At 67.6% G+C, this 21,880-nt stretch carries 20 protein-coding genes and 3 pseudogenes; 9 read left to right on the top strand and 14 right to left on the bottom strand.

Annotated features, from left to right (window positions below):
* A partial coding sequence (locus tag GI374_RS18140; protein WP_154338418.1) for an integrase core domain-containing protein occupies positions 1–160 on the top strand: 160 nt, incomplete at its 5' end.
* 34 nt (positions 161–194) lie between these two features.
* Here GI374_RS18140 and GI374_RS18135 read toward each other — a convergent pair.
* Positions 195–1,081 (bottom strand): annotated as a pseudogene (locus tag GI374_RS18135) (IS5 family transposase); the annotation flags it as partial.
* A gap of 178 nt (positions 1,082–1,259) precedes the next feature.
* On the opposite strand from GI374_RS18135, the gene GI374_RS18130 reads away from it, so the two are divergent.
* A complete protein-coding gene (locus tag GI374_RS18130) occupies positions 1,260–1,676 on the top strand; it encodes a DUF1524 domain-containing protein (protein ID WP_154338417.1) in 417 nt (138 codons plus the stop codon).
* Positions 1,677–1,769: 93 nt separating this feature from the next.
* Here GI374_RS18130 and GI374_RS18125 read toward each other — a convergent pair whose 3' ends face one another.
* From GI374_RS18125 to GI374_RS18085, 10 genes are all read right to left on the bottom strand, one after another.
* A complete protein-coding gene (locus tag GI374_RS18125) occupies positions 1,770–2,798 on the bottom strand; it encodes an AI-2E family transporter (protein ID WP_154338416.1) in 1,029 nt (342 codons plus the stop codon).
* Positions 2,799–2,968: 170 nt separating this feature from the next.
* Positions 2,969–3,919 (bottom strand): cytochrome c oxidase assembly protein, encoded by a 951-nt coding sequence (locus GI374_RS18120; RefSeq protein WP_154338415.1) that lies wholly within the window; start codon positions 3,917–3,919, stop codon positions 2,969–2,971.
* On the bottom strand, positions 3,910–4,290 hold the full coding sequence (locus tag GI374_RS18115; RefSeq protein ID WP_154338414.1) for a hypothetical protein: 381 nt from the start codon (positions 4,288–4,290) through the stop codon (positions 3,910–3,912). The genes GI374_RS18120 and GI374_RS18115 overlap by 10 nt, the downstream gene beginning before the upstream one ends.
* The gene (gene ctaD / locus GI374_RS18110) at positions 4,277–6,865 is read right to left on the bottom strand and encodes a cytochrome c oxidase subunit I (RefSeq protein ID WP_370515469.1); all 2,589 of its coding nucleotides are present in this window, start codon (positions 6,863–6,865) and stop codon (positions 4,277–4,279) included. Before ctaD ends, GI374_RS18115 begins: the two co-directional genes overlap by 14 nt.
* Entirely contained in the window at positions 6,862–7,842 is a 981-nt protein-coding gene (gene coxB / locus GI374_RS18105; protein WP_154338413.1) for a cytochrome c oxidase subunit II, read from the bottom strand. The genes ctaD and coxB overlap by 4 nt, the downstream gene beginning before the upstream one ends.
* Complete coding sequence (locus GI374_RS18100; protein WP_154338412.1) at positions 7,832–8,230, bottom strand: cytochrome c family protein; 399 nt, start codon at positions 8,228–8,230, stop codon at positions 7,832–7,834. The genes coxB and GI374_RS18100 overlap by 11 nt, the downstream gene beginning before the upstream one ends.
* Positions 8,227–9,924, bottom strand: coding sequence for a c-type cytochrome (locus GI374_RS18095; protein ID WP_154338411.1), 1,698 nt, complete (start codon positions 9,922–9,924; stop codon positions 8,227–8,229). The genes GI374_RS18100 and GI374_RS18095 overlap by 4 nt, the downstream gene beginning before the upstream one ends.
* Position 9,925: 1 nt before the next feature.
* A complete protein-coding gene (locus GI374_RS18090) occupies positions 9,926–11,194 on the bottom strand; it encodes a GMC family oxidoreductase (RefSeq protein WP_229583569.1) in 1,269 nt (422 codons plus the stop codon).
* Between the two features lie 9 nt (positions 11,195–11,203).
* Positions 11,204–11,584, bottom strand: a complete 381-nt coding sequence (locus GI374_RS19560; protein ID WP_370515468.1) for an FAD-dependent oxidoreductase — start codon at positions 11,582–11,584, stop codon at positions 11,204–11,206.
* Complete coding sequence (locus tag GI374_RS18085; protein ID WP_229583566.1) at positions 11,581–12,099, bottom strand: sorbitol dehydrogenase family protein; 519 nt, start codon at positions 12,097–12,099, stop codon at positions 11,581–11,583. Before GI374_RS18085 ends, GI374_RS19560 begins: the two co-directional genes overlap by 4 nt.
* Before the next feature lie 565 nt (positions 12,100–12,664).
* Between GI374_RS18085 and GI374_RS18080 the strand changes: the two genes are divergently transcribed.
* Positions 12,665–13,321: a hemolysin III family protein gene (locus tag GI374_RS18080; RefSeq protein WP_154338409.1), complete on the top strand. Its 657-nt coding sequence runs from the start codon at positions 12,665–12,667 to the stop codon at positions 13,319–13,321.
* Between the two features lie 522 nt (positions 13,322–13,843).
* Here GI374_RS18080 and GI374_RS18075 read toward each other — a convergent pair.
* Positions 13,844–15,211, bottom strand: a complete 1,368-nt coding sequence (locus GI374_RS18075; protein WP_195759984.1) for an MFS transporter — start codon at positions 15,209–15,211, stop codon at positions 13,844–13,846.
* A gap of 120 nt (positions 15,212–15,331) precedes the next feature.
* Between GI374_RS18075 and GI374_RS18070 the strand changes: the two genes are divergently transcribed.
* The 4 genes from GI374_RS18070 (at position 15,332) to GI374_RS18060 (ending at position 19,420) form a co-directional block, all read left to right on the top strand.
* Positions 15,332–16,183: an SMP-30/gluconolactonase/LRE family protein gene (locus tag GI374_RS18070; protein ID WP_154338407.1), complete on the top strand. Its 852-nt coding sequence runs from the start codon at positions 15,332–15,334 to the stop codon at positions 16,181–16,183.
* Positions 16,184–16,207: 24 nt separating this feature from the next.
* A complete protein-coding gene (locus GI374_RS18065) occupies positions 16,208–17,575 on the top strand; it encodes a glucose-6-phosphate dehydrogenase (protein ID WP_195759983.1) in 1,368 nt (455 codons plus the stop codon).
* A 330-nt stretch (positions 17,576–17,905) separates the two neighbouring features.
* A complete protein-coding gene (locus tag GI374_RS19555; RefSeq protein ID WP_229583564.1) occupies positions 17,906–18,208 on the top strand; it encodes a hypothetical protein in 303 nt (100 codons plus the stop codon).
* A 78-nt stretch (positions 18,209–18,286) separates the two neighbouring features.
* Positions 18,287–19,420 (top strand): hypothetical protein, encoded by a 1,134-nt coding sequence (locus GI374_RS18060; protein ID WP_229583562.1) that lies wholly within the window; start codon positions 18,287–18,289, stop codon positions 19,418–19,420.
* Positions 19,421–19,555: 135 nt separating this feature from the next.
* On the opposite strand, the gene GI374_RS19970 is transcribed toward GI374_RS18060, so the two are convergent.
* Together GI374_RS19970 and GI374_RS19965 are read right to left on the bottom strand one after the other, a co-directional pair.
* Positions 19,556–19,840, bottom strand: a complete 285-nt coding sequence (locus GI374_RS19970; protein ID WP_370515466.1) for a hypothetical protein — start codon at positions 19,838–19,840, stop codon at positions 19,556–19,558.
* Between the two features lie 103 nt (positions 19,841–19,943).
* Positions 19,944–20,132, bottom strand: a pseudogene (locus GI374_RS19965) (phage terminase large subunit family protein); the annotation flags it as partial.
* Positions 20,133–20,585: 453 nt separating this feature from the next.
* Here GI374_RS19965 and GI374_RS18050 point away from each other — a divergent pair.
* Positions 20,586–20,723 (top strand): annotated as a pseudogene (locus GI374_RS18050) (helix-turn-helix domain-containing protein); the annotation flags it as partial.
* Between the two features lie 254 nt (positions 20,724–20,977).
* Positions 20,978–21,733: a zinc ribbon domain-containing protein gene (locus tag GI374_RS18045; RefSeq protein WP_154338405.1), complete on the top strand. Its 756-nt coding sequence runs from the start codon at positions 20,978–20,980 to the stop codon at positions 21,731–21,733.
* The last annotated feature ends 147 nt before the right edge of the window (positions 21,734–21,880 follow it).

Raw genomic sequence — 21,880 nt, 5'->3', positions numbered from 1 at the left:
GTGGCGCTACGACTACAACCATGTCAGGCCGCATTCCTCGCTCGGCGGAATGGCCCCGTCACAAGCGCGCCGGGCACTTGAGCAATCCGTGAGCTCCGCGCCCGGCGCGCTTGCCCAACCCGAAACCCACCAATACCAAGTCCAAGGACTCTCGTCATGATCGAGGGACGCCGGGGGGGCAGGTCACGGGTGGTCGCGTCATATCCCTTGTCTGCCCCGAGCGTCAGCCGCGGGTCGATCCGGGGGAATGGCGGTGGATCATGTCCAGCGCGGCACGCCGTTTGGCACGGCCGTCGGCCCGGGTCAGGTCGCCCTGAACGATCAGGCCACTCCTGTTCTCCATCAGCGCATGCCCGATGAAGCACAGCATCGCGCCGGTGCCGGGCGACTTCTTGTAGAGCCGGGCGTCCGGGACGGTGGTCAAGACCTGGGTGGCATTCGAGCGCTTCACGCCCCCGAAATCGACCTCCGCGTTACGGTTCTGGCGGGTCGCGCGGGGTCGGTCTCGGGTTCGGTCGGTTCGGACTGCTGACTGGCCGAGGTGTCGGGACCGGGCGGATCGCCCCGGCCATCGTCGTCGGGCGGGCAGTCGCCGGCCCGGGGCTGAAAGCTCTTCATCGAAGCCCAGGCCTTCACCAGTGTGCCATCCACCGAGAAATGGTCGCCGGACAACAGCGGCGCGACCTCGTGATGCGCCAGGATCGCCGCCATGACCTTGCGCGACATCCCGGTCGTCAACAGCCGGTCACGGTTCTTGGTGAACACCCCCGGCACCCACACGGGATCGTCGACGCCCAGCCCCACGAACCAGCGAACAGCAGGTTATACTGCATCTGCTCCATCAGCTGCCGCTCGGACCGGACCGAGAACAGGATCTGGATCAGGCTCGCCCGGATCAGCCGTTCCGGCGGGATCGAGGGACGACCGAAGTCGGTGTAAAGCGCCTCGAACTCGGCATCGAGGCTGGTCGGCGCTCGTTCACCAGCTGCCGGATCTTGCGCAGCGGATGCCGTGCCGGGATCCGCGCCTCCAGATCGACATAGCGGAACAGCGACCCGCTCGTCTCGTCCGTCCCCCGCATCATCAACCCCGCCGTTGCCGTCCGCAGATGAATCATGTTCCTCAAATCGCGTCGAGGGCGGACTTCTTCAGCATCCTGCTAAGGCGAGCGTCCGAGCGCTTTCCATTGTTAGCTCCACGCAGTTTTACCCCTTGATCTTGGCAGCGCTGGACAAGGCCATTCTTTTGTTCCTCACGAAATGGAGCGCCTGCTCTGGCTCATCGAGGTTCTGGCGGTGCGTTACTTCCTCATCGGACGAGGTCGACCGGAACGCATTGAAAGCCTTGGCGCTCGAGTTGCAAAAATGATCGTAGAGGGACAGGTCAGCACAGCAACAGAGGTACGAGAGGAGCTGGACGAACTTTACATCCCAGATGACGCGTTTGAGCTGGCTTTCCAAACCCGAGATGAAACTGACTGCAAGAAGATCGGGTACCTTCTGCGGAGTCTAGAGCGACAGGCTCGACAACAACGACAAGATGTCCATTTTAGGGAAATGACACCGAACGCGGTCACCGTCGAACACATAATGCCGAAGTCACCCGGGCATGACTGGAAGGGCGTCTTTGAGGCGCATGGCGATGGGTTCCACGAGGAGTACCTAACAGGATGCTGAAGAAGTCCGCCCTCGACGCGATTTGAGGAACATGATTCATCTGCGGACGGCAACGGCCGCGGAGACGATCGCCCGTTGGAGATTTCCAACCCTTCAGTCCTCCTTCGGTGGACCCGCATCATGGTCGCCCAGCACGTCCTCCACGTAGAGCATCCGCACCAGCACGATCAGCATGAGCAGGAGCGGCGTCGCCAGAAGCACGCCCATGAAGCCGAAGAGCACGCCGAATGCGATCACGGCGACGATGGTGAAGGCCGGCGGCAGGGCGCTCGCCCGCTTCTGGATGAGCGGCATCAGAACGTTGCCCTCGAGCTGCTGGATCACGAGGAACAGAAGGGCGGTGTAGATCGCCTCGGTCGGGCCTTGGCCCAGGGCGATCAGGACGGCCGGCGCGGCCCCGAGCCAGGGCCCGAGGTAAGGGATAAAGTCGAGAAGCCCGGCGATCAGCCCGAGAGAGAGCGCCATCGGAACGCCGATGAGCCACAGCCCCACCCCGGACATCACCGCCACCGCCGCCATGGCGAGGCCCTGTCCGAGGAGCCAGTGCCACAGAGACATGCCCAGGGTGTCGAGCACCTCCGCCACGCGGGCGCGCTTGTCGAAGGGGACGAGGTGCAGGATGCCGCGACGGTAGAGGTCAGGGTCGCTTGCGAGGAAAATCGCCACGGTGAGCAGCACCACGGCGTTCGCGATGACGCCGCCGATGGTCGAGACGGTTCCGGTGATCGTGCCGAAGACGTTCCAAGCTGGCCGCTCGTCATTGCTCGGGACGCGCTCCAGCAGGAAGCGACCCCATGCCCGGCCCTCCAGCGCCCGCTCGATCCGCTCGATCCCCGCGGGAAGACTGCGGACCAGCAGCTCAAGTTGCGCCATGAACTGCGGGCCGATCAGGACGACGGCGAGCACCAGGATCGCCGCCAGCCCGACGAGAACGACGGCCAGGGCGCCGCCGGTGGAGAGCGGCGAGTTGCGCGAGAGCGCGACGGCCAGATGTCGGAAGAGGACGGCGAGCAGGACGCCGCCGAACGTCAGCAGCAGGACGAAGGACAGATGCCACGCCGCCAGGGCAAGCGCGATGAACAGCAGCGTCAGCACGATCGTCGCGGGCACGGCTCTGGGCATCGGCGGCTCCCGGGTTCAGACTGGGAACGGTCTCAGAGGCAGCAGGAAAGCACGGCTGCCGGGCCGGTGGCAAGCGTCTGGAGGGACTGCCAGCGCGAGGGTTGCCGCCATGTAGCGACGGGCGGTGATCGATGTTGCCGACGGCAACCCGGTTCCTCTGATAGTCCCTGTCACCGGTTTCCGCCATTACTCTGGCCCTGCCCGGACGCGAACGGATGGCCGGAGAGCTGGATAGCGGGCGCCTCAGGAGCTGTCCGCATCAGGCGAACTGCATTCAGCAGGCAGGCCCCGAAATAGACCGCGCCCATGGGCACCCACATGATCAGCCCGGCAAGCTGCTGGTCGGCAAGATGGCTCAGACCCCAGATCTGCGTGTGACCTTCGTACCACGGGTATAACGGCACGGGCGCCAGCGTGATCAGCGCCCCCAGGAAGCCGCCATGCAGAAGGGTCACGAAAGCGCCTGCCAGCGCCGGTCCCGGTCGCCGCACCGCGCGCGCGCCCAGCATGGCCTGCCAGAACAGAAGCGCCGTTCCGAGGAAGGTGGCGTGCTCGATCCAGTGCAGCCAGTCGCGGGCCAGCGCTGCATCAAACAGTCCGGGCGCGTGCCAGACCCAGAGCACCACCCCGTGCAGGACCGTCGCCATCAGCGGAACCGACAATGCCCGGCCGGCCCGCCCCAGACCCCGCCAGATGACCGCTGCCGAGCGTCTTCGGCTCCAGCCGGTGGGAAAGCCCCAGGCCATCGCCACACCCGGCCGGCCCAGCATAAGCAACGGCGGCACCACGGAAACCAGCAACCCATGCTGCGCCATGTGGGCCGAAAGCAGCGTGCCGCCGAGGCGGTCGAGCGGCGACACGAGCGCGACGATCAGCGCGACGACCCCAAGAAGATACAAGGCGACCTGCGCCCGACCGATGCCGCGCCCCTGACCTGCCCGGCCCCACAGCCGGGATACGCCACGTCCGTAGAGCCACAGCGCCGCGAGAAGGGGAGCGACCACCAGCGGATCGAAGCTCCAAGCGTGCCACACGGCCTCTGGCGGGATCAGGTCGGTGCCGTGTGCCCCTGCCGGTCCGGCAATCAACGGCAGGAGGGCCAGGGCCGCTTTCAGGCGCATGCGGGCATCATGGCGATGGGATAGAGCTGCAGCAGGATCGCTGCCGCTGCAATGGCGTCTCCCCCCAACGTCATCTGCAGACGGAAGCGGCGCTCCTCGATGCCGCGGAAGCTGCGCCAGCGCAGCAGCGCATGGGCCAGCAGCACCAGCGCGGACAGCAGGGTGACGACGCCCAGGACCGACAGGAAACCCTGCTGCGCGGATGGTCCTGTGACGCCGAGGCCCAGGACGCAGGCGATGGCCTGCCAGATGTAGATGATCAGAAGATGCGCGGCCCAGACGAAGAAGCCGAAGGCCGGATCAAGGACACGGAAGATCGTGCCGGTCTTCGTATGCGGCTCGATGTCGCTGTTGCGGTCAACCTGTGACATGGGGGAACCCCGCAACCAGGATCAGCACGGCGATAGCGCCCGGGGCGGCCACGTGCCACCACAGCAGGCAGACCCTGAGCGTCAGCGACCGCCACGCGTCCATCATGCCCAGACCGAGGCGGACGACGCACCACATCGCCATGAACGCGCCCCCGGCGAGATGCAGCCCCATGTAGCCCAGCAGCGCGGTGACCGCCGCTCCGTAGCTGGTCGCGGTGTGGTCGATACCAAGGTCGCGGAACCAGCCCCAGCCCAACCACAGCGCCAGCACGGCCAGCAGGGCGACCCCGACCAGCGCGATGGCGGTCGCACCCCGGAGGTCGGCGCGGATCAGCCGCTCGGCCCACAGGAACAGGGCATAGGCCAGAATCACTGAAAACCCTATCGGCGCCACGCCCTCGAAGGTTGGCAGGGCCGATCCGTCCGGAGGCCACGTCATGGGCCGCGCGGTCCACAGGAACAGATAGGCGAAGGCCAGCGAGACGATGACCGCGGCGTCCGAGATGAGGACGACCATCATCCCCCACCACCCCACGGAGGAGCTGTTGTTGCTGTAGGCAGGCAGCGCCGTGCCGCGCCCCGCGTCCACCAGCCCGCGCGGCTTTTCGGGGTCGAGCGACCACAGCCACTTGCCGAAGGCGAGCACCGCAAGCACCCCGAACACCGCCGCGACCGGGCCGAACTGCAGCGTCACGGCCGCGAGCGCCACGGCCGAGAACAGCGAGGCGAGGAACGCCACCCAGTCCGGTCCGGGCATGCGCATGAGCTGCTCGGGCTCGCCGGTGATCGGTCCCGTGATCAAGGCCTCGCGCTCGCGCGTGGGTGCGTCCGGCAGATAGCCGCGACCCGCCATCTCGTCGTCTGCAAAGTCCGGCTGGTCCCACAGCGGATAGCGCGAGGTCACCGGAACGATGCTGCGGAACCCATAGGATTTGTTGCCCGACTGCCACTCCAGCGAGGGCGCGTCCCAGGGATTCGACCCCGCCTCCGGCCCGGTGCGCCAGTGCCGCACCGCGTCCCAGGCGAAGACCAGCACGCCAGCGGCGAAAACGAACGAAAAGACCGAAGTGACCATGTTCAGCGTGTTCAGCCCCAGGTCGCCCGCATAGGTGTAGATGCGCCGCGGCATCCCCCTCAGGCCGGTGACATGCATGGGCAGGAACGCGCCGTTGAAGCCGATGAACATCAGCCAGAAGGCCCAGCGGCCCAACCTTTCGGACAGCATCCGGCCGCTGACCACCGGCATCCAGTAGTAGAAGGCGGCGAACAAGGGAAACAGCATGCCGCCGATCAGGACATAATGGAAATGCGCCACCACGAAATAGGTGTCGTGAACCTGCCAGTCATAGGGAACGGCCGCCACCATGATCCCTGTCAGCCCGCCGATGGTGAAGATGAACAGGAACCCCAGGATGAACAGCATGGGCACGCGCAGCACGGGCTTGCCGTCCCAGAGGGTCGCGATCCAGGCGAAGACCTGAATTCCCATCGGGATGGCAATCGCCGAACTGGCCGCCGAAAAGAACGCCAGCGACAGCAGAGGCAGGCCGGTGCTGTACATGTGGTGGACCCACAGCCCGAAGCTGAGAAAGCCGACCGAGACGGCTGCAATGGCCAGCCAAGTGTAGCCCACCAGCTTCGTGCGTGCGAAGCTCGGCAACATCATCGAGACGAAGCCTGCGGCGGGCAGAAAGATGATGTAGACCTCGGGGTGGCCGAACAGCCAGAACAGGTGTTGCCACAGCAGCGGATCGCCCCCTCGGGCCGCGTCGTAGAAGGGCATCCCGAAGGAGCGCTCAAGCTCCAGCAGGATGTCGGCCACGATCACGGCCGGCATGCCGATCATGATCATCCCGGCCGTCACCAACATGTACCAGGCGAAGATTGGCATCCGGCCCAGCGTCATGCCGGGCGCGCGGGTCTTGAGGATGCCGACGATCAGCTCGACCGCCGCCGCGATCGCCGCCAGCTCGACGAAGCCGAGCCCCAGCAGCCAGACCTCGGTGTTGACGCCGGGCGAGAATTCGGGGCCGGTCAGGGGCGGATACATGAACCAGCCACCGTCGGGCGCGATGCTGAAGAAGAGCGACGAAAAAACGAGTGTGCCCCCCAGCGCATAGGCCCAGTATCCCAGGGCAGAGAGGCGCGGGAACGGCATGTCGCGGGTGCCCAGCATTGCGGGCAGCAGCAGCACCGCCACGGCCTCGACGATCGGCACCGCGAACAGGAACATCATCGCCGTGCCATGCATCGTGAAGAACTGGTTGTAGCGGGCGGCGTCGATGAAGGTCAGGCCCGGCCACGCGAGTTGGATGCGCATCAGCAGCGACAACGCGCCCGCACCCAGGAGGAACAGGAACCCGGTGGCGATATAGAGGACGCCGATGTGGTTGTTGTTCATCTCCTTGAAGATGGCGAAGCGCCTGGGCTTGGCCCAGGCCTGCTTCAGCCGCTCCAACCCATCCGGTCCGCTCGACTGCGGATATTGCGGCTCTCCGCCCGGGGGGTGCGCGGCCGCGCCGGGCGCGGAAGGGCGGCCGGGACGCGGGATGGGGCCGTCGATCGTGATCGTCACCTGAGCGACTCCATGTAGGCCGCCAGGGCGCGCAGCTGCGGCCCCTGAAGCTGGTGATAGGACGGCATCGCGTTGCCGGGCTTGATGTGCTGGGCGCTGGCGATCCAGCCCGCGATGTTGCCGACCCCGCCCGGCAGCGCGCCCGCGCCGATGGACTGGCGGACGCCGATCTCGGTCAGGTCGGGACCGGCGCGGCCCTGGGACACGCCCCGCACCTCGTGGCAGGCGCCGCAGCCGAGATCGGCATAGAGGTCGCGCCCGGCACGCAGCTCGTCCGTGGCAGGGCTGGGGGCCGGATCGTCCAGCCCCGCGAACCAGGCGTCGAATTCGGCCCTCGGCATGGCGATCACATCGACGCGCATCATCGAATGCTGCAGTCCGCAGTATTCGGCGCAGGCGCCGCGATAGATGCCCGGCTGGTCCGCCTCGATCACCATGCGGTTGACACGGCCGGGGATCATGTCGGTCTTGCCGGCGAGGCTGGGCACCCAGAAGCTGTGGATCACGTCGGCCGCATGCAGGAACAGCTCGACCGGCTCACCCGCGGGGATGCGCATCTCGTTGGCGGTGCGGGCGGGGCCGGACAGGCCGTCCACCCGGCGATAGGCAACGTCCCACCAGAACATGTGGCCGGTCACGTCGACCGAGACGCGGGTCGGCGCGACGTCCCGCATCCCGTGGCCGACGTTCATGACGTAAGGGACCAGAAACAGCAGCGTGACGGATGGCAGCACCACCCCGCCGCCCCACAGGAACAGGTTGCGCCGGACCGGGCGTTCGCGCCGGCGCAGGAACGGGACCAGCATCAGCACCGTGACCAGCAGCGTGACGGCCGCCGCGCCCACATACATGATCGTGCCAAGGGTGTGGATCGAGTCGGCGGCGGGTCCGCCGGGGTCGAGCGAGGATTGCGGCCCGTCGCAGCCTGCCAGCAGCAAGGCCAGCGCCGCGGCGCCGGCTCGGCGGTCAGCGCGCATCCGGGTCCTCCAGCGTGTACAGGAACGCCGCCATGTCGCGGGCCTGGTCCAGCGTCAGATGGGTGTCGGGCATTCCCGTCTGCGGCAGCAGCCGGGCGGGGTCCCGAAGGAAGGCCACCATCACGCCGGTCCGGTTGGGAAGCTGACCGCTGATGAACCCCCGCCGCGCCATCCCCGCGAGCGGCGGCCCGACGACGCCCCTGGGCGCGCGGATGCCGGGAATGGCGTGGCAGGACTGGCAGCCATGCGCCCCGGTTTCCAGCAGCGCGAAGCCGCGCATGGCATCGCCGCCCTGGATGTAGGCGCCGCCCCTTTCGGGCAGGAAATAGTCACAGGTGGCAAGCCCGCCGACCGCTGCCGCGGCCAGGATGATGCGCCCGGCCCTCATGGCGCCAAACCCGCCAGATAGGCCGCGAGCGCGGCGATGTCGTCGTCCGTCAGCGGGCGAGAGGCCGCGCCCATCAGGTCGTGCGGGTCGTTGCGGCGTACGCCCTCGCGCCACAGCCGCAATTGGCCCGCCGTATAGATGCCGGGCTGGTTCAGCAGCGCCGGGAAAACCGTGCCGAACCCGCGCCCATCCGCGCCGTGGCAGTCAGCGCAGGCCTGAACGCCACGCTGAGGCGTGCCGTGCAGGTGCAGCGCCTCGCCTGCAGCGACCAGCGCCGGATCAGGGCGGGCGATGGCGGTCGCATCGGCGGGGACCTGCGCCGCGTAGTAAAGGGCAAGCGCGTGCCAGTCCTGTTCGTCAAGCTGGCGCGCGATCGGGGTCATCGCGCCGTTCGGCCGGGTTCCGGCGGCATAGTCCCGCATCTGCTTGGCGAAATAGGCTGGGTCCATCCCGGCGATGCGCGGCGTGCCCGACGCGTCGTCCCCCTGGCCCTGCATTCCGTGGCAATCGAAGCATACCGAGGCGATGCCGCCGGGCCCGCCGCCGACGGCGATCAGTTCGCCCCGCGCGGACGAGGGCGGCTCGCCCTCGCCCCACCAGCCGGTGCGGGCGCGGGCGATCTCCTCCTCGGTGATCGGGGCCGAGTCGGGATCGCCCCATTGCCGCGCGACGAAACTCGCCACCATCGCAAGATCGGCGTCGGACAGCCCGCCCGGGACGCGGCGCTGACCGTCGAAGCTCGGCATCATCACGATCTCGTCCCCGATCTGCCGCCGCACCCCGTCCAGCATCGCCGCGACCAGGTTGACTGGCGGGCTGCGGCCCACAGCCGAGTTGTGGAACATCGAGGGGAAATAGCCGTCCGGCGTGCCCGCGCCGTCGATGCCGTGGCAGCTCGCGCAGGAGCCGTTGTAGAGCGCCTGCCCCAAGCCTTCGAGCGACGCCTGTGCCCCCAGCGCGGTGAATTGCAGCGCGGCAGAGTCGAAGGGCACGGGACCGCCCCGTTCGCTGGCGGGCGCGTCGTCGGCAGGGTCGCGGTGTGGGGGTTGCGCCGCCATCCAGTCCACAAGGTCGCGGATGTCGTCGTCCGAGTAAGCCTGCAGCATCTCGACCAGCGGCGCCATCGGCCCGCCTGCCTGCGCGCGCCCCGGCGCGCGGCCGTGGCGCAGATAGGCGAACAGGTCGTCGCGCGACCAGGCTCCCACGCCGCTGACCGGATCGGGCGTGATGTTGGGCGCCAGCCACGTGCCGCTGCGCAGGCCCGACAGCGGTGGCCCTTGCGGCGGCGAGTGGCAGCCGACGCAAAGGTTTGTCGGAACCGGTCCGGTCCGCGCGGGCTGCGGCGTCGCCGACGCCTGCAATCCCGGCGTCGTCACCGGCGGCCCCTGTGGCCTTGGGAACAGCGTCCCCGGCGGCTGTGCGACCACCGGCGCAGGCGCGGGGGCCGCCTGCGGCGGTGCGGCTCCCTCCGCTTGCCCGGCGCGTTCTGTCAGCGCCTGCTGGGTCGTCGCAGGCGTGACCGCCAGCGGCGCGGTCGATTGCGGCCGCCCGGCGATCGCCTGCCCCGAGGGTATCCCGACGGCCTGCGGATGCGCGGGTGGCGCAGCCCAGATCCCTACCGCCGCCACGGCCAGCATGATGCGGCCCCGATGCGGCGCGCGCGTCCCGGTGCCGATGTGCCGCCGCCCGCGCATCTCAGCCCTGCTCGATATGATGGGCGGTGCGCAGCGCCAGCGCCAGCGCCGTCAGCGTCGAGTTCACCGTCGCGGAGGTCGGCATCACCCCGGTGCCCACCATGAACAGGTTTTCGTGGTCATGCGCCCGTCCCCAGCCGTCCACCACCGAACGCGCCGGATCGGCCCCCATGCCGAGCGTCCCGGTGATATGCTGGTTGTTGGCGTATTCGCCCTTGGGCGTATAGCGCAGGTTGGTGCCCCCCATCAGCTCGGCGATGCGCGCGAAATGCTGCACCGAGACCTCCATGCCGCGCTCGACATAATCGCTGATGCTGTAGCTGACCCGTGGATGCGGCAGGCCCAACGCGTCCTTCTTGTCGCTCAGCGTCACGCGGTTCTCGGGGTTAGGCAGCACCTCGATCACGTTCTTGACGTTGCACTGATGGGCGGCCCGGCGGCGCAGTTCGCGTTCGAAGGCAGGCCCATAGACACCTTCGGCGATCAGGTCCTCCGCCGCGCCGCGCAGCTGCGAGATGTTGGTGAAATCCAGCCGGAACGGTGCATGTTGCGAGCGCCACGGTCCATCGCGGAGCGTGTTGATCGAGGACGGGCTCTGCGGGCCGCGCCCCAGCCACAGCTCGTCCTCGGCGTCGAAGGTCAGCGAGGCGCTGGGATGGTCGCAAAGGTTGCGCCCGACCTGGTCCGAGCTGTTGGAGATACCGCGCGGGCGGGCGTCGTCGGCCGACATCAGCAGCAGCTTGGGGCTTTCTATGCCGTTCGCAGCCAGGATGAAGGTCTCGCCGGTGACGCGGTGCGAGCCGCGGTCGGGGTCGAAGTAATGCACCGCCGCGATGCGGCCCCCAGGCGCGGCCTCGATCCGGTAGACGACAGCGTTCTCCTGGATCACGACCCCCGCGCGCTCGGCCGCGGCCACTGCCGTGCCGCCGGTGTATTGTGCATCGATCGGGCAGATCGGCTGGCAGTTGTTGGCCCCGCAGCAGGCCGGGCGCCCGTCATAGGGCCGGCTGTTGCGGGCGGCCGTGTTCGACACGACAGGATATTCCGGGGCGAGCCGTTCGCGGAAGCGGCGCATGGCCCAGACCTCGGCCACCGGCTCCATCGGGAAAGGCTTGGTGCGGGGCGAGCCCGTGTCGGTCGAGCCGTTGACCCCGGTCTTCTCTTCGGCCTCTTGGTACCAAGGCTCGAGGTCGTCATAGGTGATCGGCCAGTCCACTCCCACGTCATAGAGCGAACGGATTCGGAAATCGTTAGGCAGATAGCGCCACATATGCGCCGCCTAATGCCAGGCGGTGCCGCCGACGACGCGGATGTATTCGGCCGGATAGGGATAGGGGCCCGCCTGATCCAGATAGCCGTTGCCCTCCGCCTCCTCCTCGGCCGGCGAGGAGGCGGTGTTGCCCTTGTCCGGGTCCGTCCGCGACCCTTGCGTCGGTTCATAGACGGGGTGCGGCGCCCAGGGGGTGGGCGGATAGGGCGCCATCCAGTCGCCCTTGCGCGCGGCGTCGCGATAGTTGACGACCATCTGCTCGCGCGTGACCCGTGGCCCGGCCTCGAGGATCAGGACGGACCGTCCCGTCCGCGCCAGCCGCTCGGCCGCAAGGCACCCGCAGATCCCCGAGCCGATCACCACCACATCGGCCGAGGACGCATGGGTCACGGCACGCCCGCCGCGCCCGGAGGTGCCGACCAGCTGCCGGGCGGACCGTAGCACAGGCTCGGCGGCATCAGCCGGTCGGCCACTACCTGATGCATCAGGCTGGATTCGAAGGTGATGCAGAAAGCCGATGGACCCTCGCCCACGACGCCGATGTACCAGGCCCGAACGATCAGCGGCGGCAAGGACGCGAGATCGGAGCCTGCGTCCTCCAGCGCGCCTTGCAGCACCTCGGGGCCGATGCCGCGCCCCTGCATGAAGGCCAGAAGCTGTTCCGCCTTGGTATCAAGCGCAGGCTCGCGCAACGAAAGGCCCTCGTGAACCAGGGCTGCGTGATGCGGATCAAGCGATGCACGGCCGGTCAGAAACTGCGAGAGGGTCAGGAAACCGTCGGGCACAGCGATCGTCTGAGCCGCGGCCGGTCGGAGGGCGGCACCAAGGCCGAACGCTGCGAACCCGGCCAGCACGGCGCGGCGCTTCAGACCCAATCGGCGGCCATGGTTGTTTTGCGCATGCAAACGGATCATGGCTCCTCACGCGACGTGAGTTCGGCAAGCGACCGCATGTTCATCAGGCTCGGCGACGCGAAACCTGTCAAGCTGCAACTGCGGTACGAGAGCCCTGGTTCCGGCGCTGGCAACCGCTGCGGTCGAAGCCGAGGACCAGCATCAACGCGAGCCTTCGCCGGGTTCAGGATGAGCAGTTGTCACGCCACCGGGGCAAGCTCGGTGAACAGCAGAGTCAGGCAAATCGTGTTCGGTACGGCTCTGGGCATCGGCGACTCTTCAGTTAGGACAGGCAACGCTCTCAGCCGGCGGCGGGAAAACACGGGTACTGCAACGGTGGAAAGCGTCAGGAGGAGGAAGTGCCAGCGCGGGCCGCCTTGAGGCGCCAACTCTGAAAGGCTGCACTCGTCCGGGACGCGCGCCATGGCGAACCCTGACCGACCAGCGCGGTTGTGATACCGCGCCGCGGCAGACAATCGCGCCAGAGGGAAGCATCCCGTGATGTGTGGACGTATATAGACCCCGCCTTACTGTACTTAGATTCACTTGCTCTGGAGGATTCCAAGTATCGTAGCCGATGGACCGCCAGCCCTGCTCCTATCCCGCCTACCCCCGAGCCGAGCGCATCGCCGACGGCGTCATGCACGCCACCGGAGTGACCTTGGCGCTCACGGGGGCCGTGCTCCTCACGATTTTCGCGGCGCTGCACCAACGGCCGGGAGTGGCGCTGGCGGTGGGGATCTATGGGGCGGCGCTGACGGCGACCTTCGTGGTCTCGGCCTGCTACCACATGACGTCGTGGGAACGCTTCCGTCCCCTGCTCCGCCGCCTCGACCACGCAGCCATCTACCTCAAGATCGCTGGTACTTACACACCACTCGTGGCCCTGATGGACACGGGCTTCGCCTACGCGGTGCTGGCCGTCGTCTGGACGCTGGCGTTGGGAGGCGCGACCTCCAAAGTCCTCTTCTGGCGCGACCCGGGACGCTTGGGCTTTGCCATCTACCTGGTCCTGGGCTGGCTGAGCCTGCTCCTGCTGTCGCCTCTCACTGCGACGCTCCCTCTCAGGGCCTCGGTACTCGTAGGTGTGGGCGGGATCCTCTACACCGCCGGCGTGGTGTTCTTCGCCTGGAAGTCCTTGCGCTTCTCGACGGCCATCTGGCACGGCTTCGTGCTGGCCGCCTCCGCCTGCTTCTTCGCGGCCATCGCAATGGGAGTTTTCACTTCGCGCTGAACAGCCGGTATGTGAACCACTCCGGGTCTGCCGGAGCCTGCAACTCCTGAGAAGGGTAGAGCCACGAGGAAGACGACGAACAAGTATTCCGCCGAGGTGCGATGCCCAGGAGGTCAGGCTCTGCCGGATGCTGACCAATCGCGGCACCGAGTTCTGCGGCAATCCCGAGCATCACTACTACGAGCTCTACCGGGCGATCGAGGACATCGATAATTCCCGGACCAGGATCAAGCGCCCGCAGACCACTGACGTGATCGACAAGCGCGACCAGCTTTCCGGCCGCGCGGCGATGAGCATCGCCTTCAGGACAACAATAGCTCGGCCTATCGCAGCCCGGGCACAACCGCGCCGTGGGTGGTACGACCCGCTCGAAGCAACTCGAAGGCGCGGCCTGCCTTCATCGTGGCGGTGGGTGCCAGATAGACGCCTGCGGCGCGTCTCACCCGGAAGCCGTCCGCGACGCCCCGTGCGCTCGCGACGGGATGAACGAGCGGCTGGGGATCGAACTGCCCAGCGAGCGTTTCAGATCCTCCGGCCGCCCGTTTCCGGCAGGAACTTCCACACGAACAGCGCTGCCAGGACCGCGAACGCAGTGTAGATGCGGTAGGCCAGCCCCAGACCCTCGGCCGCGAGCAGAGGGAAGGTGCGCGTGACCAGCCAATTGAATGCCCAGTTCAGCGCCGTCGCCACCGCCACCGCCGTCACCCGTAGGTTGCTGTCGAACAGTTCGCCCAGCATGACCCACATGACCGGCCCCCAGGTGATGCCGAAGGCCAGCGCGAAGACGTTGACCGCCACCAGCGCGATGATGCCCGTATCCCGGTCCAGCGTCGGCCCCTCCACGCCGGGGGCGGCCTGCGAGAACGCCCAGGCCAGCACGCCCAGCCCGATGGCGCAGGCGATCGCTCCGAAGCCAAGCATGGCCCGGCGCGGCACCTTGTCGATGATGGCAATGGCGATGATGGTCGCGACGATGCTGACGCCTACCGTGGCGATGCTGATCCCGAAGGCGGCGTTGGTGCCGAAGCCCACCGCCTGCCACAGCGCGTTGGAATAGGTCTTGACCACGCTGATGCCCACCAGTTGCTGTAACACCGCCAGCGCGATCCCCGCCCAGACGATCGGCTTCAGGCCGAGGACGGGCCCCCTCAGGTCGCTCAGCGTGGGCGTGGTCTTCTGCTCCCCCACGCTCTCGCGGATGCCCGACAGGCGCTCGTCCGCGTCCTCCCGCGGTTCCAGCTTCGCCAGCACCTCGCGCGCCTCGTCGTCCCTGCCCTGCCGCACCAGATCATGCGGCGAATGCGGCAGAGCGCGCGTCGCGAGGAAATAGATTGCCCCGCCGCCGCGACGATGACGAACATCCACCGCCACGCGAACATGCCCGCCAGCGGCGCAGCCTCTGCGCCCGCCGCCGAAGTCACCGCCCAACTGCTGAGCAGCCCCGCGAACTGTCCCAGCACGATGGCGAACTGCCACATGGAGCCGAGCCCCTCCCCGGATACGGGTGGGCGAAATCTCGGTGATGTAGGACGGCACCACCGCGCTCGCCGCGCCGATCCCGAGGCCGGTTAACACGCGAGAGATCCCCAGCGGCACGACACCGCCGGCCAGCGCTGCGCCCCGTGAGCCTGCGGCGATCAGCGCCCCGGCGATCCCCATGACGCGTGTCCGCCCGATCCGAACCACGATCGGTCCGGCAAACCACGCCCCCGCCGCCGCGCCGAGCAACCCCACGGCGGCGACGAAGCCCACCTGCCCCGCGGTCAGTTCCAGCAAGGGCGTGATGCCGGGGATCGCCCCGTTCAGGGTCGAGGTGTCGCCGCCGAAAAGGAACCCCCCGAGCGCCGCCAAAAGGGCCACGAGGGTCACATACCGCGTGCCAGAACTCATCTGCCCGAGCCTTCCTTCAAGGGGGGCGGCAAGCATGTGACCCGCGCGGGAACACCATGCCGTCAGGGCCGTTCTATCTGCAACAACCCGCATTTGCCCAAATCGTTGCCGGAGGAAGCCATGCGCGCCGAACAGATCACCGGGCAGGTTGCGTATCACGCCGAGGGGCCGGTCTGGTGGCCGGGTTGGGGCGGGCTGCGCTGGGTGGACATGCTCGCCGGGACGGTGCTGCATCTGGACGAAGAGGGCCGCGTCCACCGGCGCGAACTGGGCGGCGTGGTGGCCGCCCTACGTCCCCGCAAAGTGGGCGGCGCGGTCTTCGGGGTGGAGCGCGGCTTCGCGCTGGAGGACCCGAATGGCCACGTGCGCCGTCTGCCCGCTTTATGGGACGATGAGGGCGACGGGCGAGGGCTGCGGATGAACGAGGGCGCCTGCGATCCGCAGGGGCGGTTCCTCTGCGGCTCGATGGCCTACGACAAGCGGCCCGGCGCGGGCGCGCTCTACCGTCTCGACCCGGACGGCGGGGTCGAGACGGTGCTGGACCGCGTCACAATCTCGAACGGGCTGGACTGGTCGCCCGATGGCTCGCACGCCTATCACAACGACACCGAGACGATGCAGGTCGCGGTCTTCGACTCCCCCGATGGCGGGCTTTCCGAGCGCCGCGTGTTCGTGGACCTGTCGGATGAGAAGCTGCGTCCCGATGGCCTGACCGTCGATGCCGAGGGGCATGTCTGGATCGCCCTCTCCAACGGGGGGCAGGTCCGCCGTTACACGCCCGAGGGTCGGCTCGACGGCGTGCTCGAGTTGCCGACCCCGAAGGTCACCGCCTGCACCTTCGGCGGCCCGGACCTCGACCGGCTCTACATCACCACCTCGCGCGAGAACCAGCCCGATGACGGCATCGCCGGTGCCCTGTTCCGCGCGGATATCGGCGTTCGCGGGCAACCTGCGCGCTGTTTCGCAGGCTGAGGGGGGCCGCCGATGATGTCCCGCATGATCCTGTTCGGCGCAACCGGAGACCTCGCCGGCCGCTTCCTTTTCCCCGCGCTCGCGGCATTGAAGGCGCGCGGCGACCTGCCCCATGACTTCAGCCTGATTGGCTGCGCGTCGAGCGACTGGAACGACACCCGCTTCCGCCGCCACGCCGCGCACCGGCTGGGCGAACACGCCGAGGAGGTGGAGACAGAGATCCGCGACTGGCTGCTGGATACACTCAGCTACCGCCGGATGGACATCAAGGACGCGCCGGCGGTCGCTGATCTGGTACGCGAGGACGAAGGTCCCTTCGTCGCCTACATCGCCCTGCCCGCCAGCCTGTTCCCCGACGCGATCCGCAGCTTCGGGACCGCCGGGATGCCGCCGGGCAGCCGTCTGGTGCTGGAAAAGCCCTTCGGCGAAGACCTCGCCAGCGCCCGGGCGCTGAACGCCCTGCTGTCCGAGGAGTTCGGGGCGGATGGCGAGAAGCTGGCCTATCGCGTGGACCACGTGCTTGGCATGACCACGGTTGCCAACCTGATGGCGCTTCGGTCGGGGAACCGCCTGTTCGATCAACTCTGGAACGGCCGCGACATCGCGGAGATCGAGATATTGTGGGAGGAAACCCTCGCCCTCGAAGGCCGCGACGGCTTCTTCGACCAGACCGGCACCCTTCGCGACGTGATTCAGAACCACGTGCTGCAACTTCTGGCGCTGACCGGGATGGAATGGCGCGAAGGCGACCTCGCCACCTCCAAGCGCGACTTGCTGGCCGCGATCCCCGAGATTTCCGTGGATCGCCTCGACACACTCACCTGCAAGGGGCGCTACATCGGCGGCTGGCTCGCGGACGGGCGCTATGTCGGCGATTACGAGAACGAGAAGGGCGTGGACCCCGACCGCGGCACCGAAACCTTTGCCGAGGTGCTGCTGTCGATTAAGAATGACCGCTGGCAGGGCGTCCCCGTGCGCCTGCGCGCGGGCAAGGCGCTCGCCGCCCGTCGCAAGGCCGTCATCGTCCGTTTCCGCCCGCCCGAGCACGAAACCGCGCCCGCGAGGATGGATGAACTGAGCATCGGCATCGACGGCCCTCGCACGACCGAACTGCGCCTCGCCGGCAACGACGAGGAGGACGGCGGAGGGTTGGTGTTCCAGGCCCCCCCGCCGACCGCCGAACGGGCCGCCTACGGCAACGTGCTGGCCGACATTCTGTCCGGCGGCAGCAAGCTGTCGGTAAGCGGCGGCGAGGCCGAGGAGGCGTGGCGCATCCTCGACCCGGTGTTGCGGTCATGGCGCGAGGATCGCGCGCGCCCAGAAGACTATCGGGCCGGCAGCAAGGGCCCGGAGCGATTGCCGTTCGGTACGGCGGACGGTGAGGGCGACTGAACGCGGATAGTTCCTTTCGGCTGGGAATGCCCTCGAGGGGCAAGCCGATGTGACATCGGTTCGCCTGCAGCAACTCCCGCAAGAGGGGGAAGTCAATCTGCACGAACCGGACAGCCTCAACGCATGAAACACAGGAACCGAGCCGGGCGGTTCGTGTTCGTTTGATGAGGCCTGGAGGATCGGCTCGGGAGAACTGGCATGTCTCTTCTCATTACCCCCCGGTCCCGTCTCGTCGCTATGGCCAGCGGCCTTGCCCGGACCGCGGCGCCACAGGTCGGACCGGCGTCCGCCAAAGGCGCGCAGCAGCCCATTAAGATCGTGCCGTCGTCCATGCGGAAGGTCGGCACCGTCGACGAACGCTTCCAGTCCTACAACGTCGAGATGGTCGAGGTCACCGGCGGGAGGTTCTGGGCGCCCTACGGCGCCGAAACTTTCGCCGCGCTGGAGAACCCGGAGGCGGCGGCCGCGGCGGCCACACCGCTGGAGATCGCCGCCACTCCCTCGGGAATGAACCCGGCGCTTTACGAGTACCGCCCACCCATCGACCTGACCAACCCGCGGCTGCGCAAGCTCGCCGCCGCCTTGGGCCCGGCTTACATGCGCGTCAGTGGCACCTGGGCGAACACCACCTAGTTCGCGGATACCGAGAATGCGCCAGAAACGGCACCCGAAGGCTACAGCGCGGTCCTGACCCACGACCAGTGGCGCGGCGTGATCGAGTTCTCGAAAGCGGTCGACGCTGGGATCGCGACCTCGATGCCGATATGCGCAGGGACCCGCGATGCGCAGGGCATCTGGACGCCGGACCAGACCCGCAAGTGGTTCGAGTTCACCCGTGCGGTAGGCGGAGAGATCGCCGCGGCCGAGTACTTCAACGAACCCACCGTCGCCGGGATGGGCGGCGCACCCGAAGGCTATGACGGAGAGGCTTACGGCCGCGACTTCGACATTTTCCGCAAGTTCGCCGAAGAATTCGCACCCGACATGCTGATCCATGGTCCCGGCTCGGTCGGCGAGACGACGGAAGGCGCGCTGATCGACTATGGCAACGCTGGCTTCATCACGACCCCTGACCTGCTTTCCGGCATGGGCTACGGTGTCAAGGCGCTCGACGCTTTTTCGTTCCATCACTACGCGGCGGTGTCCATCCGCTGCGAAGGGGTGGGTCCGCAAACCACGGTGGATGCGGCACTCTCGGAAGAGTGGCTGTCGGGGGTTGGCTCGACCATGGACTTCTATCGCCAGCAGCGCGACCTGTCTGTCCCTGACGCGCCCTTGTGGAACACCGAGACGGGCGAGACCGCCTGCGGAGGCAATCCTTGGGCCAAAACCTTCCTCGATACCTTCCGCTATCTCGACCAGCTTGGCCGCAGCGCCAAGGGCGGCGTCACGGTCCACTTCCACAACACGCTTGCGGCCAGCGACTATGCACTGATCAGCGATCAGGACTTTTCCCCCCGACCGAGCTACTGGGCCGCGCTGCTGTGGCGCAACCTGATGGGCACGACGGTTCTGGACGCGCAGGTGCCGCTCCAGGCGGGGCAGCATGTCTATGCTCATTGCTTGCGCGGCACGCCCGGCGGTGTGGCGGTGCTGGCGATCAACAACGACCCCTCTGTCCCTCGCACCCTGAACCTGCCGGTCGACGGCGAGCGCTACACCCTGTCAGCGGCAGAGCTGCAAGCGGAGGAGGTTCAGCTGAACGGCCGCACCCTCGCTCTGGGCGAAGGCGACGCCGTGCCAGAACTGACCGGAGAGGCCGTGGCCGCGGGCGAGATCACGCTTGAGCCGGCGACGATAACCTTCCTTGCCCTGCCGAATGCCGGCAACTCGGCCTGCCAGTAAAGGTCGCGGACAGGCCGTTCGGCCCGCCCCCGGCCCTGACACCGCGCGCTTCGAAGCGGGGGTGAACCTGTCGGCGGTTTCCACCGCGGCGGAGTCCGCCCCCGGCTTCCGTTCGCTGCATCTGGACACCTCCGCTTACTGCCCGATAGCTGCGGTCTGGGTCTGTGGACTAAGACAATGTCGGTCGGTCAAGCGGCCCTCGGGGCCGGTTCCGGCGTTAATCGAGTGGGATCGACGATCGAACGCCGTCGAGACCAGCAGCACCGTGCGCCTGTGGGCGAAGGTCAGCGACCGGCTTCGGCCAGCGTGACCGGATCGCCTTCCTCGTCGGCCGAAGCCGGATAGGCATCGACCTCGCTCGAGGAAGATGTAGCGCGCGGGTGTCGAGCGCAGCCCGACGGCCGAGTTGGCCCCGGTCATGATCAGGATGCCGCCCCGAGAACTCCTTCGACAGCATCGTGTTGCCCGCGTCGCGCGAGCGCGCGGGCTTCACCCGCTCCCGCAGGTCCGGGCTCTCGTCGATCAGCGGGTCGATCCGCTGGCGCGAGTTGCGCTTGGCCAGTTCGACCGTCGGCTGGACGGCAAGCATCGGCCCCGGCGCCTGGTGGATGGCGAACCCGATCCAGTTGTTGCCCGCCTCGGTCGCGCCGACCTGTGCGGCCTTCATGAACACGATCCGCTGCGTGGGATCACCGGGCGACAGCCGGTCCATGATCTCGCGCATGTAGAGCGTGCGAAGTGTGCGATACCGCCCAGGTTCGGCCGAGGCGCGACCCGAGAGCATCCGGTGCCGGTCCGCCCATTCCGAGACGGTCAGGTCCGGGTCGGGCCGCAGCCCGTTGCCCCAGGCGCGCAGGATCTCGCCCGCGCCGTCGAAGTCCGTCAGGCCATCGCCGCTCTCATCGGAAATCGGGCCGGACTCGGCGAGTTCGTCGAGGTGGGCGTACATGTTTCTCCAGCACCTTCTGCATCGCGGCTGGCTCCACGGTGATCTGCTGATCCGTCGCTTCGCTGCACGATGCCGACAGCTCGGCCGCCATCAGCTGTAGAAGTCAGAACTTGATCGGACATTTGTTGTCATAAAGCTGAGGTGAGAGCCGAGGCCGGGCGTGGAGCGGTTGGGGTGGCGGAACGCCCGGCCTCGGCGTTTTGGAGGAACGTCGACATGACCAGGGACCAGAAGATCATCCGCGCGAAGGTCGGGCTGCTGGAGCTTGCCAAACAGCTCGGGAATGTGAGCCAGGCCTGCAAGATGCTGGGCTACTCGCGCGACAGCTTCTACCGCTTCCGGGATCTCTACGACCCGAAAGAAGACGGAGAGCGCCCGGGCCTTGACCCAGACATGAACCCATCCGCATAACTGAAGGTGGGTCACTTCTCGATGGAAAACCCGGGTCAGTTCCGGGTGGAAATCAACAGCGGCAGGTCTGGAACCGGCTCCACTACGTCAAGGATCCGGAGACCGGGAAGCGCATCTCGCGCCTGAACCCCGAATCCGAATGGGTTATCACCGGGCTGCCGGAGCTGCGGATCATCGACGACGCGCTGTGGGAAACCGTGCGCGCGCGGCAGGGTGCCTTCGTCTCGAAGGGCACCGACACGCCGGTCTGGGACCGGCGCCGACCGGAGTTCCTGTTCTCGGGGCTGATGGTCTGCGGCTGTTGCGGCGGCGGGTTCTCGAAGATCAGCCAGGAGGCTTTCGGCTGCTCCAATGCTCGCAACAAGGGACCGGCGGTCTGCACGAACCGCCTGAGCATCCGCCGTCAGGATCTGGAAACCCGGGTGCTGGCTGCTCTCTCCAACGACCTGATGGACCCCGAGGCCGTGCAGCTCTTCTGCGAGGAATATGCCGTCGAGCGGAACCGCCTGCGAGCGGCCGCGACCGCGGGCCGCGCGGCCCTCGAGAAGGAACTCGCACAGGTCACGCGCGACCACCGCAAGCTTGTCGACGCCATCATCGCCGGAGTGCCCGCCGACCAGGTCAAGGACCGGATGATCGAACTCGACCACAGACGGCAGGAACTCGAGCGGATGCTCTCCGACGCCCCTGCGCCGGATTCGGTGCGGCTGCATCCCTCGATGGCGCAGAGCTACCGTGATCGGATCGCCGATCTGATCGCCGGTCTCGCGGACGCGGAACGGATGGACGAGGCCAAGGAGGCCCTGCGCGCCCTGGTGGAGCATCGTGCTGACGCCGGACGAGGCCGGCGAGAGTCTGAGCATCGACCTCGAGGGCGCGCTCGCGGCACTGCTGCGGCTGGCGACCGGTCGACATGCGGACGCGGCCTCGTTCGGGAGGAACGAAGCCGTTGATGTGCTTGATGAATTAATGTTGGTTGCGGGGACAGTCAACCGCCGTAGCCTACCTCGATTGATGTGTTGGGTGTGACGATATCAGCCGCTTCGATCGCGCTCGCCACCACCTCCGTGATCGTCACCGCGTCGGCGCCACGATCGACC

Source organism: Paracoccus sp. S-4012, from assembly GCF_009674885.1.
Taxonomy (GTDB): Bacteria; Pseudomonadota; Alphaproteobacteria; order Rhodobacterales; family Rhodobacteraceae; genus Paracoccus.
This window is presented reverse-complemented; position numbering and strand designations above follow the sequence as displayed.